The 17827-nt window shown below is 75.1% G+C and carries 10 protein-coding genes; 2 read left to right on the plus strand and 8 right to left on the minus strand.

Annotated elements, in window-relative coordinates:
- The first annotated feature begins 239 nt into the window (after positions 1-239).
- Positions 240-4040: a multifunctional oxoglutarate decarboxylase/oxoglutarate dehydrogenase thiamine pyrophosphate-binding subunit/dihydrolipoyllysine-residue succinyltransferase subunit gene (locus tag ACZ3IL_RS01760; protein WP_467385582.1), complete on the plus strand. Its 3801-nt coding sequence runs from the start codon at positions 240-242 to the stop codon at positions 4038-4040.
- 76 nt (positions 4041-4116) lie between these two features.
- Here the strand turns inward: ACZ3IL_RS01760 and fxsT are convergent, their stop codons facing one another.
- The 7 genes from fxsT to ACZ3IL_RS01795 all read right to left on the minus strand — a co-directional run bounded on the left by fxsT (position 4117) and on the right by ACZ3IL_RS01795 (position 16277).
- Entirely contained in the window at positions 4117-7137 is a 3021-nt protein-coding gene (gene fxsT / locus ACZ3IL_RS01765; RefSeq protein WP_467385583.1) for an FxSxx-COOH system tetratricopeptide repeat protein, read from the minus strand.
- Positions 7138-7195: 58 nt separating this feature from the next.
- Complete coding sequence (locus ACZ3IL_RS01770; protein ID WP_467385584.1) at positions 7196-8473, minus strand: HEXXH motif domain-containing protein; 1278 nt, start codon at positions 8471-8473, stop codon at positions 7196-7198.
- A gap of 495 nt (positions 8474-8968) precedes the next feature.
- On the minus strand, positions 8969-9166 hold the full coding sequence (locus ACZ3IL_RS01775) for a hypothetical protein (protein ID WP_388698150.1): 198 nt from the start codon (positions 9164-9166) through the stop codon (positions 8969-8971).
- Between the two features lie 165 nt (positions 9167-9331).
- Positions 9332-12490: an SAV_2336 N-terminal domain-related protein gene (locus ACZ3IL_RS01780; RefSeq protein WP_467385585.1), complete on the minus strand. Its 3159-nt coding sequence runs from the start codon at positions 12488-12490 to the stop codon at positions 9332-9334.
- Positions 12491-12497: 7 nt separating this feature from the next.
- The gene (locus tag ACZ3IL_RS01785; protein WP_467385586.1) at positions 12498-13511 is read right to left on the minus strand and encodes an AAA family ATPase; all 1014 of its coding nucleotides are present in this window, start codon (positions 13509-13511) and stop codon (positions 12498-12500) included.
- A gap of 121 nt (positions 13512-13632) precedes the next feature.
- Entirely contained in the window at positions 13633-15678 is a 2046-nt protein-coding gene (locus ACZ3IL_RS01790; RefSeq protein WP_467385587.1) for a VMAP-C domain-containing protein, read from the minus strand.
- On the minus strand, positions 15675-16277 hold the full coding sequence (locus tag ACZ3IL_RS01795) for a CU044_2847 family protein (RefSeq protein ID WP_467385588.1): 603 nt from the start codon (positions 16275-16277) through the stop codon (positions 15675-15677). The genes ACZ3IL_RS01790 and ACZ3IL_RS01795 overlap by 4 nt, the downstream gene beginning before the upstream one ends.
- A gap of 137 nt (positions 16278-16414) precedes the next feature.
- Between ACZ3IL_RS01795 and ACZ3IL_RS01800 the strand changes: the two genes are divergently transcribed.
- A complete protein-coding gene (locus ACZ3IL_RS01800; protein ID WP_003961784.1) occupies positions 16415-16597 on the plus strand; it encodes a DUF6104 family protein in 183 nt (60 codons plus the stop codon).
- A 262-nt stretch (positions 16598-16859) separates the two neighbouring features.
- Here ACZ3IL_RS01800 and ACZ3IL_RS01805 read toward each other — a convergent pair whose 3' ends face one another.
- Positions 16860-17714 carry a hypothetical protein gene (locus ACZ3IL_RS01805; protein ID WP_467385589.1) on the minus strand — a complete coding sequence of 285 codons (855 nt, stop codon included), beginning with the start codon at positions 17712-17714 and terminating at the stop codon, positions 16860-16862.
- Between the last annotated feature and the right edge of the window lie 113 nt (positions 17715-17827).

Here is a 17827-nt window from a genome sequence, read left to right on the forward strand (position 1 = left end):
GCGTGTACGCGGGCAGGACGTGAACAGGGGTGCGGCCGAGGGGGGCCGTACTCGCGCTTTTCCGTACCCTCACACCCGCGAAACCACGGTTGTTTCCCGCCATTCAGGGCTCCGAAACACCCCGTCAAGTGTGACTTGCACGACGTTGGAGTGCCCGGCCTGCACCTCCCGGCCGGACAGGCGTAGCCTTTATTTCCGCTGTCCATCACCTTGTGAAGCGGAAGAGGGCGGTTGCCGCCGTGTCGTCTCAGTCCCCCAGTACCCCGAGCTCCCCGACCGACCAAGGCGGGCAGGGCCAGAACCCTGCGACCGCCTTCGGTGCCAATGAGTGGCTCGTCGACGAGATCTACCAGCAGTACCTCCAGGACCCGAATTCGGTCGATCGTGCCTGGTGGGACTTCTTCGCCGACTACAAGCCCGGAGCGTCGGAGACCCCGGCCGCACCGGCGCCCGCCACTCAGGGCACGCCCGCCGCGCCGCAGGGGGGCCCCGCACAGGCCGCGCCTGCCGCCCCGGCGTCCGTGCCCGCTCCCGCCCAGGCTCCAGCGGCCGCCGCTCCGGCGCCCGCCGCTCCGGCCCCCGCCGCGGTGAAGCAGGCGCCCGCCGCCCCGGCCGAGCCCGCGAAGCCCGCCGCCAAGCCCGCGGCCGCCCCGGCCTCCGAGGCCCCGGCCGGCCCCGAGCTGATCACGCTGCGCGGCCCCGCCGCCGCGGTCGCGAAGAACATGAACGCCTCCCTGGAGGTGCCGACGGCCACGTCCGTCCGCGCCGTCCCGGTGAAGCTGCTCTTCGACAACCGGATCGTGATCAACAACCACCTGAAGCGCGCCCGGGGCGGGAAGATCTCCTTCACCCACCTCATCGGCTACGCGATGGTGCAGGCGATCAAGGCCATGCCGTCGATGAACTACTCCTTCGCGGAGAAGGACGGCAAGCCCACCCTGGTCAAGCCGGAGCACGTGAACTTCGGCCTCGCGATCGACCTGGTGAAGCCCAACGGCGACCGCCAGCTCGTCGTCGCGGGCATCAAGAAGGCCGAGACGCTCAACTTCTTCGAGTTCTGGCAGGCATACGAGGACATCGTCAAGCGCGCCCGCGTGGGCAAGCTGACGATGGAGGACTTCTCCGGCGTCACGGTCTCCCTGACCAACCCCGGCGGCCTCGGCACCGTCCACTCCGTGCCGCGCCTGATGCCCGGACAGTCGGTCATCATGGGCGTCGGCTCCATGGACTACCCGGCCGAGTTCCAGGGCACCTCCCAGGACACCCTGAACAAGCTGGGCATCTCGAAGGTCATGACCCTGACCTCGACCTACGACCACCGGGTCATCCAGGGCGCCGCCTCCGGCGAGTTCCTGCGGATCGTCGCGAACCTGCTCCTCGGCGAGGAGGGCTTCTACGACGAGATCTTCAAGGCCCTGCGCATCCCCTACGAGCCGGTCCGCTGGCTCAAGGACATCGACGCCTCGCACGACGACGACGTCACCAAGGCCGCGCGCGTCTTCGAGCTGATCCACTCCTACCGGGTCCGCGGCCACGTCATGGCCGACACCGACCCGCTGGAGTACAAGCAGCGCAAGCACCCCGACCTGGACATCACCGAGCACGGCCTCACCCTGTGGGACCTGGAGCGCGAGTTCGCGGTCGGCGGCTTCGCCGGCAAGTCGATGATGAAGCTCCGCGACATCCTCGGCGTGCTGCGCGACTCGTACTGCCGCACCACCGGCGTCGAGTTCATGCACATCCAGGACCCGAAGCAGCGCAAGTGGATCCAGGACCGCGTCGAGCGCCCGCACTCCCGCGTGGAGCGCGAGGAGCAGCTGCGCATCCTGCGCCGCCTGAACGCGGCGGAGGCCTTCGAGACCTTCCTGCAGACGAAGTACGTCGGCCAGAAGCGCTTCTCCCTGGAGGGCGGCGAGTCCGTCATCCCGCTGCTCGACGCGGTCATCGACTCGGCCGCCGAGTCGCGCCTCGACGAGGTCGTCATCGGCATGGCCCACCGCGGCCGGCTGAACGTCCTGGCGAACATCGTCGGCAAGTCGTACGCGCAGATCTTCCGCGAGTTCGAGGGCAACCTCGACCCGAAGTCGATGCACGGCTCCGGCGACGTCAAGTACCACCTGGGCGCCGAGGGCACCTTCACCGGCCTGGACGGCGAGCAGATCAAGGTCTCGCTCACCGCCAACCCCTCGCACCTGGAGGCGGTCGACCCGGTCCTGGAGGGCGTCGTCCGCGCCAAGCAGGACGTCATCAACAAGGGCGGCACGGACTTCACCGTCCTGCCGATCGCCCTCCACGGCGACGCGGCCTTCGCCGGCCAGGGCGTCGTCGCCGAGACGCTGAACATGTCGCAGCTGCGGGGCTACCGCACCGGCGGCACGGTCCACGTCGTCATCAACAACCAGGTCGGCTTCACCGCCGCCCCGGAGTCCTCGCGTTCCTCGATGTACGCGACCGACGTGGCCCGCATGATCGAGGCGCCGATCTTCCACGTGAACGGCGACGACCCGGAGGCCGTGGTCCGCGTCGCGCGGCTCGCCTTCGAGTTCCGCCAGACGTTCAACAAGGACGTCGTGATCGACCTCATCTGCTACCGCCGCCGCGGTCACAACGAGGGCGACAACCCCTCGTTCACCAACCCGCAGATGTACAACCTGATCGACAAGAAGCGTTCGGTGCGCAAGCTGTACACCGAGTCGCTCATCGGTCGCGGCGACATCACCCTGGAGGAGGCGGAGCAGTCGCTCCAGGACTTCCAGGGCCAGCTGGAGAAGGTGTTCGCGGAAGTCCGCGAGGCCACCACCGCCACGCCGTCCTCGGTGCACGTCCCGGACGCCCAGGCGGAGTTCCCGGTCGCCGTCACCACCGCGGTCTCCCAGGAGGTCGTGAAGCGGATCGCCGAGTCCCAGGTCAACATCCCGGAGCGGATCAAGGTCCACCCGCGTCTGCTGCCGCAGATGCAGCGCCGCGCCGCCTCCATCGACGACGGCACCATCGACTGGGGCTTCGGCGAGACCCTCGCCATCGGCTCCCTTCTGATGGAGGGCACCCCGGTCCGGCTCTCGGGCCAGGACTCCCGCCGCGGCACCTTCGGCCAGCGCCACGCGGTCCTGGTGGACCAGGAGACCGGCGAGGACTACACCCCGCTGCTCTACCTGACCGAGGACCAGGCCCACTACAACGTCTACGACTCGCTGCTCAGCGAGTACGCGGCGATGGGCTTCGAGTACGGCTACTCGCTGGCCCGCCCGGACTCCCTGGTCATCTGGGAGGCCCAGTTCGGTGACTTCGTCAACGGCGCGCAGACCGTCGTGGACGAGTTCATCTCCTCGGCCGAGCAGAAGTGGGGCCAGACCTCCGGCGTCACGCTGCTCCTGCCGCACGGCTACGAGGGCCAGGGCCCGGACCACTCGTCCGCGCGCCCGGAGCGCTTCCTCCAGATGTGCGCCCAGGACAACATGACGGTCGCCATGCCGACGCTGCCGTCGAACTACTTCCACCTCCTGCGCTGGCAGGTGCACAACCCGCACCACAAGCCGCTCATCGTCTTCACCCCGAAGTCGATGCTGCGCCTGAAGGCCGCGGCGTCCCGGGTGGAGGAGTTCACCACCGGCGGCTTCCGCCCGGTGATCGGCGACTCGACGGTCGCGCCGGCCGACGTCCGCAAGGTCGTCTTCTGCGCGGGCAAGGTCTACTACGACCTGGAGGCCGAGCGGCAGAAGCGCGGCGACAAGGAGACCGCGATCATCCGCCTGGAGCGCCTGTACCCGCTGCCGGGTGCCGAGCTCCAGGCCGAGATCGCCAAGTACCCGAACGCCGCGAAGTACATCTGGGCCCAGGAGGAGCCGGCGAACCAGGGTGCCTGGCCGTTCATCGCGCTCAACCTGATCGACCACCTGGACCTGGCGGTCGGCGCGGACATCCCGGCGGGCGAGCGCCTGCGCCGGATCTCGCGTCCGCACTCCTCCTCCCCGGCGGTCGGCTCGGCCAAGCGCCACCAGGCGGAGCAGCAGCAGCTGGTCAACGAGGTCTTCGAGGCCTGACCGGACGCTCCGTACGCGTACGGAAGGAGGCCCGGCACCCCACCAGGGGTGCCGGGCCTCCGGCGTTCCGGGACGATCAGAGGTTGGCCTCGAAGTCCCAGTAGGGCCGGTTGCGCTGACGGGCCGACAGGGTGTGCGGGTGCTGGGCGCCCAGGGAGCGGGAGAGGGCGAGCAGGGCGTCCGCCTCCAGCTTCCCGGCCTCCTCCGTCTCCCGCAGGCCGCGCAGGTCGGTGGCGAGCGCGATCTGGCAGGAGAGGGTCAGCGGGTGTTCGTGGCCCATGGCGTGCCGGGCCCGGCGGAGGGTCTCGCGGCTGAGTTCCGCGGCCTCGGCCACGCGCCCGTTGAAGTTGCGGGCGGCGCTCGCGTTGAGGGCGCAGCCGAGCACCCAGGGGTGGTCGGGGCCGAGGGTGGCGGTGAGGCCGGCGAGGGCGGACTCCAGCATCGTCATCGCCGCCGCCCGCTCGCCGGAGGCCTGCATGACCAGGGCCGTGTTGGCGAGGACACCGGTGGAGACCGGGTGGGCGGGGCCGAGGAGGGCGCGGTAGCCCGCCTCCGCCTCGGTGATGAGCTCCCTGGCCAGGTCGAGGTCGCCGTGCTCGCGCAGGAAGTTGGCGTAGTTGGTGACGGCGGAGAGCGTCACGTAGTGGTCGCGGCCGTACGCCTGCTCCAGGTGTTCGAGGACGCCGGCCATCATGGTGCCGATGTCCTCCTTGAAGCCGCCCTCCCGCCGACGGCAGAGCGCCAGCTGGCTGCGGGCGTACAGGGTGTGGAGGTGCTGCGGTCCGAGGATCTTGACGTGCAGCCGGACGTTGGCCTCCTGGCGGGCCAGCGCCTCGCGGTAGCGGCCGAGCAGGCGCAGGTCCTGGGCGACGGCGTTGTTGGAGTTGAGGGTGGAGGCGTGGCGGGGGCGGAGGACGTTCTCGCAGCGGGCGAGGGTGTCCACGTCCTGTTCGTACGCCTCCTGGTAGCGGCCCAGCATGCGCAGGACCACGCCGAGGTTGTGCCGGGCGACGAGGGTGAGGCCCTGGGCCTCGCCGAGCAGGTTCCGGGCCTCCTCCAGGGCTTCGCGCTGGAGGCCTTCGGACTCCTGGTAGTGGCCGAGGAAGCGCAGGTCGCGGGCGAGGGAGATCTTGGTCTGGAGTTCGCCGAGCTCGTTCCTGACGGGGGCGGCGGCGAGCCGGTCGCGCTGGACGAGGTCGAGTTCGTACGCCTCGCGGAAGCGTCCGTACCGGCGCAGGATGTCCCCCTCCAGGGTGGTCAGTTCCTGCATGTGCGGGGCGAGCGGGTCCATGAAGGAGGTCCACTCGCTGCGGATGCGCTGGGCCAGCCGGACGCCCGCCTTGTACTCGCCGCTGCGCTCGCAGAAGCGCAGGCAGTTGAGGACGGCGACCTGGATGCGGGGGTCGGTGCTGCGCAGCGCCCCGGAGGGTTCGAGGTGGGGCAGGAGTTCGGAGTAGCGGGGCCAGTGGCGGCTGTCGGTGGGGTTGCCGGGGTCGGCCTCGGCGAGGAGGGTGCGGACGGCCTTGCGGTGGGCGTCGCGGTGTTCGCCGTCGGTGAGCCGGGAGACGATGTCGTGCACCAGGCGGTGCATGTGGATCGACTCCTGGTGGGGGCCGGTCTCGTCGCCGCCGACGGGCCCGCGGGACTCGCGGGTGAGGACGGAGTAGTTGACGAGGGTGTCGAGGGCGCGGGTCCAGGCGGGCAGGTCCGTGGCCATCCAGCGCAGGTCCTCGGGCAGCCGGGCCTGGGGGTAGGCGCGGACGATGCCGAGCGGGATGCGGCCGGGCGCGAAGGAGGCGCACAGGCTGAGGATGTCGATGGCCTGCGGCTGGGCGCGGCGGAGCCGGTTGATCAGTATCGACCAGGAGGTGAGGGAGGCGTTGGGCATGCCGTCGCCGGCCGGGGGCTCGTCGACGCTGGAGAGGCGCCCCTCGCGGACCATGCGCAGGTACTCGGGGGCCTCCATGCCGGACTCGCCGAGCCAGGCGGCGGCCTGGACGAGCGGCAGGGGCACGTCCCCGAACTCGGCGGCGACCTCGTCGGCCTCGGCGGCGGTGATGTGCGGGGCGCGGCGCATCAGGTAGCCGGTGGACTCGGCGCGGTCGAAGCCGGGGATCTCCAGGACGTCGGTGTGTTCCCGCCAGGCGCGGTTGCGGGAGGTGATGAGGACGTGGCCGGGGCCCTGCGGGAGCATGACGTCGACGCCCTCGGTGGCGTCCCAGCCGTCGAAGACGACGAGCCAGCGGGAGTGCGGGTCGCCGCGGCGGAGCGCCTCCCGCACGGCGCGGATGCGTTCGCCGGGTTCGCTGCCGGTGGGCAGGGAGAGTTCGACGGCGAGTTCGCCGAAGCGGTCGCGCTGGACGTTGCGGTCGTCGGAGCTGACCCACCAGATGACGTCGTAGTCGGGGCTGAAGCGGTGGGCGTACTCGGCGGCGATCTGGGTCTTGCCGATGCCGGACATGCCCAGGAGGGTGCACGCGGCGTTGCCGCGCTCGGCGTCCATGAGGCGTTCCTGGAGTTCGGTGAGGAGGTCGTCGCGGCCGGTGAAGCGGTGGTTGCGGCGCGGGACGTCGCCCCAGATCTCCGGTGGGGTCTCGGGGTAGCGGGCGGGGGTGCCGGGCGGGGTGCGGCGGCCCGCGCGGCGGGGTTCGACGGCGAGCCTGCTGAGCAGCCGGGCCTCGGCCTCCTCCTCGCCGACGCCCCAGAGGCCGACGGGTTCGAGGACGGCGGTGGCGGGGAGCAGGGTGCGGTTGGTGAGGTTGACGGCGGCGAACCGGTCGGCGTGGGCGGCGACGAAGCCGCGCAGGACGTCGTTCCACTCGCCGGCCGGGCGGGGGCCGAGTTCGAAGAACCAGTCGTTGAGGACCAGGAGGACCTGTCCGCGGGCGAGGAGCAGATCGCCGAGGGAGTCCTCCAGGGGGACCTCGCGGGGCGGGTCCCAGCGCTGGAGGGTGGCGCGCACGCCGTGGGCTTCGAGGCGCTGGGTGATCCAGGCCGCCCAGGGGCGGTGGTAGCCGGGGAAGACCACCAGGACGTGCTCGGGGGCGGACCTGCCGCCGTGGTTCTCCCCGCCTCCGCCCGACCGCTGTTCCGCCATCTGTACGTCTCCCGTCCCGCTCGCGCGCAACGCAGTGTCATGTGCCGTGGGCACAGTGTTACCCACGGGCCTTCGGACTCGCGCCGAGGCTCGCGTGGAGCCGCCGCATGTGTCGGGCGAACTCCCTGCCCTCGTCCGTCAGTTCATCGGATTCAAGCAGGATCGCCAGCGCGTCGCCCACCTGATCGTGGATGTGGTCGAACTGGTGCGCGGCCCGGGTGCGCCACGCCCGGGGCGCGCCGGGGGCGTCCCGCGCCCGCCGCCACAGATCGGCGAGGGCCAGGTGCGCGTAGGCCCCCTGGAACACCCCGGCGACCGGGCGCTCGTCGCCGCGCCAGCCGACCCGGTGGAGCGCGGTGCTCCCGTGCCGGTAGAGGGGGACCAGTTCGTGGAGGGTGGAGAGCTTGCTGTGGTGCAGCTCGTGGACGAGGGTCTCGGCCATGTCGCAGGCACCGGCCGAAGGGGTCATGAGGACGGCCCCGGGGGCGACGCTCAGGGTGGCGCCGACGGAACGCGGCCCGTACGGGCGCAGGGGGACGAGCGCGCCCACCGTCCGCCCGACCTCCGCCGCCCGTTCCCGGTCGGTGCGCCGGAGCAGGTCCCGGGCGGCGCGCCAGTGCCCGGACCAGACGGCGTGGTCGACGTCGGCGCGGTCGGCCGCGTGCCGGGCGGGGGTCCCCACCCCGCCGGGCGGCACCCGGTACGGGTCCAGGTCGTCCAGGCGGGCGGTTCCGCCGGACAGGCGGCGCAGGCCGCGCCAGCCGGGGCCGCTGCCGGTCAGGGTGCCGGAACGGGCGTCGGCGAGCCGGAGGATCGCGGCCGGGGCGCCGGAGACGGCCTCGGCGTGGACGCGTACGACGTGGGAGCGGGAGGCGACGCGGACCGGTCCGGGCCCGGTCAGGACGCTCCCGAGGCCGGGCAGCGACAGGACGCCGCCGGGGGCCCGGACGACGAGGTCGAGCGGCCGGCCCGCGCGCAGGGCGGCGGTGGTGGCGACCGGTGTCAGGCGGGCGAGGTGGCCGTCGAGGGCGGGACCCGCGGGGGCGGTCAGGGCGGCGGCGAGCCAGGCGCCGGTGGTCGGGTAGTCGAGGACGGCGCGGACGGCGGCGGGGTGGGCGCGCTCGGTCCGTTCGAGGAGCCGCCAGGCCTCCTCGAAGCCGCGCAGGGTCCCGGGGTCGATCTCCTCCCGGTGGCGCCGCACCCGTACGAGGAGGGCCTTGAGCAGCAGCAGCCGGCGCGCGTGCGCCCCGGACCGCAGGAACGCCGCCCCGGCGGCGGCGGGCCGGGTGGACGCCAGCGCCTCGAAGGCCGCGGCCCGCGGCGACGCGGCGATCACGCCGGGCCCCTGAAGCCGGCCGGGCGGCGGGACGGGCGGGGAGGGGCGGTCGCGGGCCGGTGGCGTGGGCGGGGAGGAGCGGCCACGGGACGGTGGGACGGGCGGACGAGGACGGGTGCGGGCCGGCGGGACGGGCGGGTGGGCGCGGCCGCCGGGCGGTGGGACGGGCGGACGGGCGCGGTCGCCGCGCGGCGGGACCGGCGGGCGAGGGCGGCCGCCGGGCGGTGGGACCGGCGGATGGGCGCGGCCACCGGGTAACGGGACCAGCGGGCGGGCACGGCCACCGGGCAACGGGACCGGCGGGCGGGCACGGCCACCGGGCAACGGGACCGGCGGGCGAGGACGGCCGCCGGGCGGCGGGTGGGCGCGGTCTCCGGTCCGCCGGTCCCGCCGGGGGCGGGGGCCGTCGGCCGCCCACCGGCACATTCGGCCGGAAACGATCGGTGGGCGCGGGTGCCGGGCGGTCGCGGGCGGGCGGCCGGGGGCCGCCCGGGGTCAGTCGAGGACGGCGTCCTCGGGCCAGGAGACCACGAGGTCCGAGGGGTGCCGGAGCACGTGCTCGACGGCGGCGCCGAGGGCGGCGTCGTCGGTGACGCGCAGGGTTCGCAGGTCAACGGCGGCGAGGTCGGGAAGTCGCGGCGGCCGGCCGGCCCCGCGGCCGACACCGGTCGCCCACTCCGTACGCTCGAACACTCTCGGCTCCTCCTCACCGGCGCCTGTCCCCCACGGTCGTAGCGGCGCAGCGGTTCTTCCCGACGCCACCGGATCGGAAACCCTTTCGATTCAACTGCGGCCATGTGCGCCCCCGTCGTCCGGCCGTCCGGAAGGGGCCCGCCGGGCGGTGCCGTCGCGGCCCCATCAGGTGGTACCGCCCCAGGCCCACCAGGGCGGCAGGATGCGGCGCCGCTCCTCGCCGGACCTCCTCGCGTACCCCCCGCCCGTCGCCCTCCCGGCCTCCTCCAGCAGGCTCCTGGTCCGCTCCGCGTCGGCCCGGTCCACCTCCACGAGGTACCCCGCGAGCCGGCTCCACCGTTCGGCGGCGGTGCTCAGCGCGGCCCTGGCCCGGCCCGGACGGTCCATCAGGAGGAGGACGGCCCCCTGCGCGTGGAACGCGCGGGCGCCCGTGACCGTGCCCGGGTCGTCCCCGTCGGCGGTGCGGGACTCCTCTCCCGCGTTGCGGTAGGCGGCGAGCGCGTCGCCGATCACGCCGTCCCGTCCCGTTTCGGCCAGTTCGAGCCTCACCCGCCCGAGCTGCAGCCAGATCTCGGCGCGTTCTCCCGGGTCGGCGGTGCCCCGCAGGGCCTGTTCCAGGAGGTGGCGGCTCTCGAAGAGGTCGGGCAGGAAACCGGCCCGGTGGAAGCGGAGGGCGAGCACGCTGCCGATGAGGGCCCGCGCCCCGGCCCGCTCGGGCGCGTCGGCGGGCAGCCGGGTGAGGGCCTCGCGCAGGACCCCTTCGGCCCGGTCGACGGGGGCCGTGCCGGTGTCGGCGGTGGCGCGGCGCAGCAGGGACCCGCCCCAGGTCAGCAGGGTCAGGCCGCGTTGTCCGCTGTCGGCGGGGGCGAGCAGGGTGGCCTCCTCGTACGCCGCGTCGGCGGCGGCCCCGTCACCGGCCGCGTCGTGCAGCCGGGCGCGGGCGGTGGTGAAGCGGAGCCGCAGGGCGCGCCCGTCGCCGAGGAGGGGTTCGGCACGGTCGAGGACGGGGGCGACGCGGTCCGGCCCCGCCCCGGCGAGGCGCAGGGCGTCGGCGAGGTCGAGGAGGACGACGGCGCTCTCCCGGAGGCCGAGGGCGGCGGTGAGTTCCGCCGCGGCGGCGTCGCCGTCGCCCCGGGCCAGGAGGAGCCGGCCCCGGCGCAGGTGGAGGGTGTGGCGGGTGGTCCCGGGCCAGCGCTCCGGGGGCTCCGCGAGGGCGGTGAGAGCGGCGTCGAGGTGGCCGGGGTCGTCGGTGTCGCGCCACAGCGCGTGGTGGACGACGGCGAGTTCGAGGCGGGCCTCCGCCCACGTCTCGTCGCCGGGCCGGGTCAGTTCCCCGGCCCGTACGAGGGCGTCGGCGGCCCGCCCGAGGAGTTCCGCGCGCCGGCCGGAGCGCCGGGCGGCCGCGGTCCCGGCCTCCGCGAGGAGGACGCGGGCGAGGACGATCCGGGCTTCGACGGGTTCGGCGGGGAGGGCGGCCTCGGCGCGTTCGCGCGCGTCGGCGAGGAGGGCCGGGTCGGACTGGCCGCGGCCCTGGCCGAGGAGGCGGCGGGCCTCGGTGAGCGGGTCGGGGGTGATCAGGTCGGGGTGGTAGAAGCGGAGCACGCGCGCGGGGATGCGGGCGAAGAGTTCCGTCTCGGCGCCCTCGGTGCCGAGGGGTTCGTCGGTCGCGTCGGACGGGGCGGCGGGCCGCCCGGGGTCGCGCCCCGGCTCGTGCGCCGGTTCCTCCCCCGCGCCCGCCCCGGCCAGGCGGGCGGCGGCGAGCGCCGGGAAGTTGCGCGTGCCCTGGCCGAAGTTCCGCTCCACGTAGGCGGAGCAGTGTTTGAGGACGAGGGCGGCGGCGCTGGGGTCGAGCGACCCCAGGAGGTGGCGCTGGATGCCCGGCGGATAGCTGAAGCAGGGGTACGGGGTCGGCCCGGGCAGGCGTCGCAGGAGCCCGCTGAGCAGGACCTCGGCCAGCTCCATGGGGCCGGTGTCCGGGAGCATGGCGCGCTGCACGAGCTGCATGACGGGCAGGGTCAGGGGGGCGGCGGCGAGGTGGACGGCGAGCCGGAGCGCGCCGGGCGAGGCGCCCGCCCGGAAGGAGCGGAGGAGTTCTTCCTCGCCGCGCGGGGAGCGGGGGGCGCGCGCCCCGGCCGCCCCGGGGGCCCCGGGCGCTCCGGGGGCGGCGGGGTCCAGCCAGGCGGCCCAGCCGCGTACGGCGTCGCCTCCGTGGCCGGTGTGGAGCCGGGTCCAGGAGTCGAAGGCCTCGGGGGTCGGGGTGAGGACGGGGACGGCGCGGCGGCCGGGTTCGGGGGCGCCCCAGGGTTCGTCGTCGGAGCGGAAGACGGTGTGGCCGCCGGGGGACGCGGAGCGCTGGAAGGTGCCGGGTTCGGCGGGGAGCGCGGTACGGGGCCAGAGGCGCGGCGGCAGGGGCTGGACGAGGGCGAGCGGGGAGTGGCGGGGCCACTGGCGCAGGAAGCGCTGGGCGGCGCCGCGCTGCCAGAGGGGGCCGACGCAGTCGCTGACGACGAGGGTCAGCCGGCGGCCCGTGGGGTCGTGGAGCTGGTCGACGGGGCGCAGCCGGGGCCGGCCGTCGGCTCCGGAGGTGGTGGTGACGAGCGGGGGGCCGTCGCCGGTGTCGTACAGGCGGTGGACCTGGACGTCCCGGAAGGCGCCGGACTGCTGGCAGGCCTGGCGGAGTTCCTCGACCATCCGGCTCCAGACGACCATGGCGGGTCCGGTGTCCATGAGGAGCTGGATGTCGGGGCGGCGGCCGGCGGCGGGGCGCAGGACGGGGGTGAGGATGCCGGCGGCGGCGCTGCGTTCGGCGGTGGCCTCCTCGTCCAGGGCGCCCTCGCCGGGACGGTGCGGCGCGAGGGCGTAGCCGCGCAGGGGGCGCAGCGCCTTCTGGAGGCCGAGGAGTCCGGGCAGGGCGTTGGCGCCGGGGGCGCGGACGGGCAGGACGGCGCCGCGTTCCGCGCGTCCCGCGCTCCCGCGCGCGCCGGACTCCATGTGCAGCGCCACGGAGTCGCGGGCCGGGCCGGGGCCGCCGGGCGCGGCGCCCTCTCCCCGTGCCGTCCCGTCCTCCCGCGCGCCCGCGCCCCCTCCCCGTACGGAACCGTTCCCGGCGGCGGGGCCGTCCGCGTCCCGCGTTCCCGGCGGCCCGGTCCGGCCGCCGGTTCCGTCCCCGTCCGTCCCGGGCGGCGGCGCGGCCTCCGGGGCGCCGGGCGGGGGGCCGGGGAGCCACCGGGCCAGCCAGAGGGCGTCCGCGATGTCCTCGGCGGTCGGGTCCTGGCCGCCGGCCCGCAGTCTGCGGGTGAGTTCCTCCAGGTGCGGCCGGTGCATCCGGTCATCACCTCGGCTGATCGAGCGGTTGCATGAGCATGTCCGCGATGCGTTCCCTGGTGACCCGTTCGGCGCGGGAGGCGTGCTGGGTCAGGTAGAGGGCGTTGAGGAGCTGGTCGGTGGCGATCACCTCGCCGGGTTCGCGGTTGAGGAAGCGCTGGACGAGGTTCCGCTCCCCCTCGCCGGCGGCGGCCTCGGCACCGAGGTGGGCCTCGATCATGGCGCCGAGCTGCTCCTCGCCGGGCGGTTCGAGCTCCAGGCGGATGCAGCGGCGCAACAGGGCGGCGGGGAAGTCCCGTTCGCCGTTGGAGGTGAGGACGATGAAGGGGAAGGTGGTGCAGCGGACCCGGCCTCCGAAGATCCGCACCTTGCGTCCGTCGTCGCTCAGCACCTCGACGACGGGTTCCCGGTCGGCGAGCCGTTCCAGTTCGGGGATGGCGAACTCGCCCTCCTCCAGGGCGTTCAGGAGGTCGTTCGGCAGGTCGAGGTCGCTCTTGTCGAGTTCGTCGATGAGCAGGACGCGGGGCTGTTCGGAGGGGAGCAGCGCGGTGCCGAGCGGCCCGAGCCGGATGTACGACCCGATGCCGGCCGGGGTCGCGGCGGTGCCGGCCGCGTCGGGCCGGGCGCGCTCCAGCTGGACGTCCTGGAGGCGGCCGATGGCGTCGTACCGGTAGAGGCCGTCCTGGAGGGTGGTGCGGCTGACGATGGGCCAGCGCAGCACGCGCCCGAGGCCCAGTTCGTGGGCGACGGCGTGGGCGAGGGTGGACTTGCCGGTGCCGGGGTTCCCGGTGACGAGGAGCGGTCGCCGCAGGTACAGGGCGGCGTTGACCGCGTCGGTCTCGGCGGGCCGGGGGTGGTGGTTCTGGACGAGCCTGCGGCGGACGCCGAGCCTCCGGTCGGAGCCGGCCAGGGTGTCGTCCGCGCCGCCCGCCGAGAAGTCGCGCCAGGGCGGCGGGGCGGGCAGGCGTCGTATCCCGTCGTGCGGAAGACCGGCACCACGGTAGATCCGCCAATCGTTCACGATGGACTCCTCCTGGCTGTGGTGTCGGTGCCGGGCCCGTCGAAGGTACCGTCCGGGGGCGGGCCCTGCCGATGCCCGTTCCGGACGGATCGCGGTGCCGTCGTCCCGCCGGTCGTCGCGGTCACTGTTCCCCCTCGCCGAGCAGGGGCGGGGCCTCCAGGCGTCCGCCGTGCGGGGGCCGGTCGGGCGGGTCGAGGAGGACGGCGATGGTCTCGGCCCACGCGTAGGCGGCCCGCGCCTCGGGTCCCGCCGCCCGGTCCGGCGCGCGGGTGCGCAGGGAGCGGACCGGTCCGCGCACGCCCCAGGCGGTGGCGGCGTCCGCGAGCAGCCGGTCGGCCCGTTCGTGGAACTCCGCGCAGTCGGTGTGGTCGTGGGCGCCGGTCCGCCAGAGGGCCAGCGGATGCCCCGCGGCCAGGGCCGCGTTCATGGCCATGAGCCCGTCGCCGCTGCCGACCGGGCCGCAGTGGACGGGGACGGCGCCGCCCTCGGCGTCGCGCAGCCGGTCGTACGTCTCCGCCCAGGTCTCCCGGCGGACGCGCGCGGTGTGGGCGTCCGGTCCCGCCCCGGGCACCTCGGCGCGCAGCGGGACCGCGCGCAGCGGTCCGCGTTCTCCCGCCGCCCAGCGCTCGCGCCACTCGGGGGCCGGTTCGCGGGCGTGGCGGCGGGCGTCGCGGATGACCACGATCCGGCGCTGCCCGAGGGTGGTCGCCCAGGCGTCCTCGGGTCCCTGCGGCGGTTCGAGCCGCCAGGTGTCGAGGGGTTCGTCGAAGAGTTCGCGCGGCAGCACCGCCTCCACGGCCGCCAGGTGCGGTCCGCTGTCGCCGCGCCGGAGGGCGTCCGCGAGCGGTTCGCGCAGGGTCTCCCGGAGCGCGGCCCGCTCGACGCCCCGGTCGTCGCAGTGGAGCGGGCTGACGGTGTGCCCGTCCAGGAGGAGCTTGACCCGCCACGGGTAGCGCCGGTCGTAGCGGGGGGTGTCGATCTCCAGGAGGACGTCGGCACGCGCGCGGGGTTCGCGCACGGAGAGGGGCGTCCGGCGGCCGGGGCCGACGAGCCCCTGGATCTCGCGCCGGAGGTGGCGGTCGGCGTCGCCCGACTCGTCGACGATCCAGCGGGTGAGGGCCGCGGTGTCGGCGCGGTCGCCGTACCGCTCGGAGAGGTGCCGGACGACGTGGGCCGCGTACAGCAGGACGGCGTCGAGGTCGAGGTCGCGGACGCCGTCCCCGCGGGGCGCGCGCAGGCCCCGGAGGAGTCCGGCGCCCTCGCTCCAGGTGCGCGGGTCGTCCTCCAGGGCGTCCGGCAGGTCGTCGTCCCTGATCCAGGCCTTGACCCGGTCGATCAGGTCCATGATCTCGCCGGGGGCGGTGGGCGCGGGGAGTTCCGCGAAGTGTCCGTACAGCTGGGTGCGCAGGCCGGGGCTGACGCCGTGGGGGACGGGCAGCAGCCGCTGCGCGCGGGTCCAGTCGGGGCGGTCGTCGAGCGAGCGGTAGCGGGCGAGGTGGTGGCGGTCGTGGGCGCGCAGCGCCTCGCCCATGGCCTCGCCGCCGGGGAGGTCGTGGAGCCGGCGCAGGGCGGTGACGGGGACGACGGCGCCGCCGTCGCGTCCGCGTCCCTTGTTGAGGCCGACGACGGCGCCCTGGGCGAGGTCCACGACGGGGCCGCCGGAGCAGCCCTCGACGGGCATGACCCAGTCGGTGACGAGGGCCTGTCCGTCGCTGCCGATGAGGGAGCCCCGGACGTGGCGGACGCCGAGTTCGCCGGTCTCCCGGGACCAGCCGTGCAGTCCGACGGCGGTCGGCGGGACGGGCGGGCGTTCGCCGAGGCGCACGCAGGACGCCTTCTGCGTGCCGGGCACGCGGAGCAGCGCGACGTCGGGGAAGGCCCACCGGTCGGGCGGGTCCTCGGGGCGGTCGGGGCGCGGCAGGGCGAGCACGACGGTGCCGGTGGCCTCGCGGGTCTTCTTGCCGTCCTCCCACGTGATGCCGACGGCCGGCTCGCTCCTCCACACCGCGCTTCCCCCCTCGGCCACGACATGGGCGCAGGTCAGCACCCAGCCGGGGGCGATGAAGAAGCCGGTGCCCCAGTACCGGTCGCCGTGCGGGTCATACCCGCCGCCGGGCGCCGCGATGCGTACCAGTGCGGGGCGCACGAGAGCGTCGAAGGCGCTCATGCCGGCCCGTCGGCCGCCGGACCCGTGCGCGGGGCGCTGCCGGGCGGGGCGTCCTCCGCGTCCGGGGTGCGCGCCGGCGGGACGGACGGGGGCGTGCGCGGGGCGGGGGGCACGGGCGGCGCCGGGGGCGCGGCCGGCGTCCGGTGCGCGGGGACGGTCCCGGTGACCGCGCCCGCGTCCGTACCCGTGCCTGCGCTTGTGCCTGTCGTTGCGCCTGCGCCTGTGCCTGTCGTTGCGCCTGCGCCTGTGCCCGCGTCCGTGGCCGTGGCGGCGGGGCCCGGTTCCGGTGCGGTCTCCGGTCCCGGTTCGGTCCAGGTGAGGGAGACGTTCACGGAGGCCGTGCCCGACCCGTCCGCGAGGACCCCGATCACCTTGCCCGACTGCGCGGACAGTTCGATGCCGAAACTGACGGCGACCTCCACGGGCCCCCGGGGTTCGAGCCCGGCGCGCAGCGAGCCGACCACTCCGCGCACGACGTCCGTGAGCCCTCCGGCCATCGAGACCACCCGGTCCCGGACGCCGGTGTCCTGGAACCCCCCGCCCCTGCCGAGTTCCTCCGCGTCACGGACCCGGGCCCACACGGCCGTGCCGTCTTCCATCCGGACCCGAGCGATCCCATGTGCCACAGCGGCCCCCGCTCCCCGAAGCGATGTTGGACCCAGAAGGCTAATCGGTGGGCCTGACGGGCGACAGGGGGACGGCGGGGTCCGCGGGGCCCACGACCTATCCTGATCCCATGTACTTCACGGACCGTGGCATCGAGGAACTGGAGAAGCGGCGGGGCGAGGAGGAGGTCACCTTCGAGTGGCTCGCCGAGCAGCTGCGGACGTTCGTCGACCTCAACCCCGACTTCGAGGTGCCCGTCGAGCGCCTCGCGACCTGGCTGGCCCGCCTGGACGACGAGGACGAGGACGAGTAGGGACGCGCAGGGGCGGGCGGGACGCGCCGGGCGGACGGCCGCGCTCCCCCGGCCCCGGCCCCGCGCCGCACCGGTGGACACGACCGCGCCGGTGGGCACGACCGCACCGGGGATGCGACCACGCCGGGGGGCGCGACCGCGCCGGTGGACACGATCACGCCGGTGGACACGACCGCGCCGTTGGACCCGGCCTCTCCGGCGGGTGCGGCCCGCTCCGGCGGGTCCCGTCCGGAGCGGTGAACACGGCCGGGGGGGCGCGCGGTCACCGCTCCCGCAGCCGGTCGTAGGCGAGCCCGAGCGCGCCGTGGAGGACGAGCAGGGCGCCGGCCGCCGCCCAGCCGCCGCTGCGCCGGGCGGCCCCCCAGAACAGCAGCGGCACCCCCGCCGCGAGCTGCGCCCCGCCCAGGAAACGCGCCCGGGGGCCGCGCAGGTACGGGCCGAGGGGGCCGTCCTCCATCGCGTCGAGTTCGGCGCGCACGACGTCGCTCCCCCGGACTTTCTGCCCCGTCCGGGCCGGGAAGGCCCCGTCGCCGGGGTGCCCGAGCTGTTCGGCGCCGTGCGCGAGGGCGACGGAGCGGAGCCGGTCGGCGCTGTCGCCGGGGGTGAGACCGGCGGGCAGGTCGAGCCCGGTGCGGGCGAGGACCGCGGCGACCCCGACGAGGCGGCGGTGGGCGTCGGCCTCCGGGTCGGGCCGGGTGAGCGGTTCGAGCGCCTGCACGTCCAGGACCGGATCGAGGGCGAGCCGGGCGGCGAAGGTCCGCATGGCCTCGTCCTCTCCGGCGGGGGTGCCGTCCGCGAGCCAGGTGTAGCCGACCGTGCGGCGGAAACCGGCGGCGAGGGTGAAACCGGCCCGGTCGCGGTCCCACCACAGCGCGACGACGGGCCAGACGACGGCCGAGACGGCGAGGGCGGTCGCCCAGCCGGTGACGACCCGTTCGACGGGTTCCCCGCCGTGGGTCCAGGGCTTCCCCTCCGGTACGAGCACGCTCCAGCCGGTGCCGGCGGGGGCGAGGAGCAGTTCTTCCCGGAGGAGCAGGGCCGGGGGCCTGACCGCCGGGGGGTCGGCACGGCAGAGCAGCAGCGCCCCGGCGGGGCTCGGTCCGGATGTCGCGTTCATCTCCCCAAACTAGGACAGTTCACCCGCTTGAGGGGGTGATTGAACCTCCGGTCTCGGGGGAGAGTCGGGGTTGACTTCACCGAACCGCGATATATCGTGTCCCTCAGGAAACG

This window comes from Streptomyces sp. NPDC014907, from assembly GCF_055562975.1.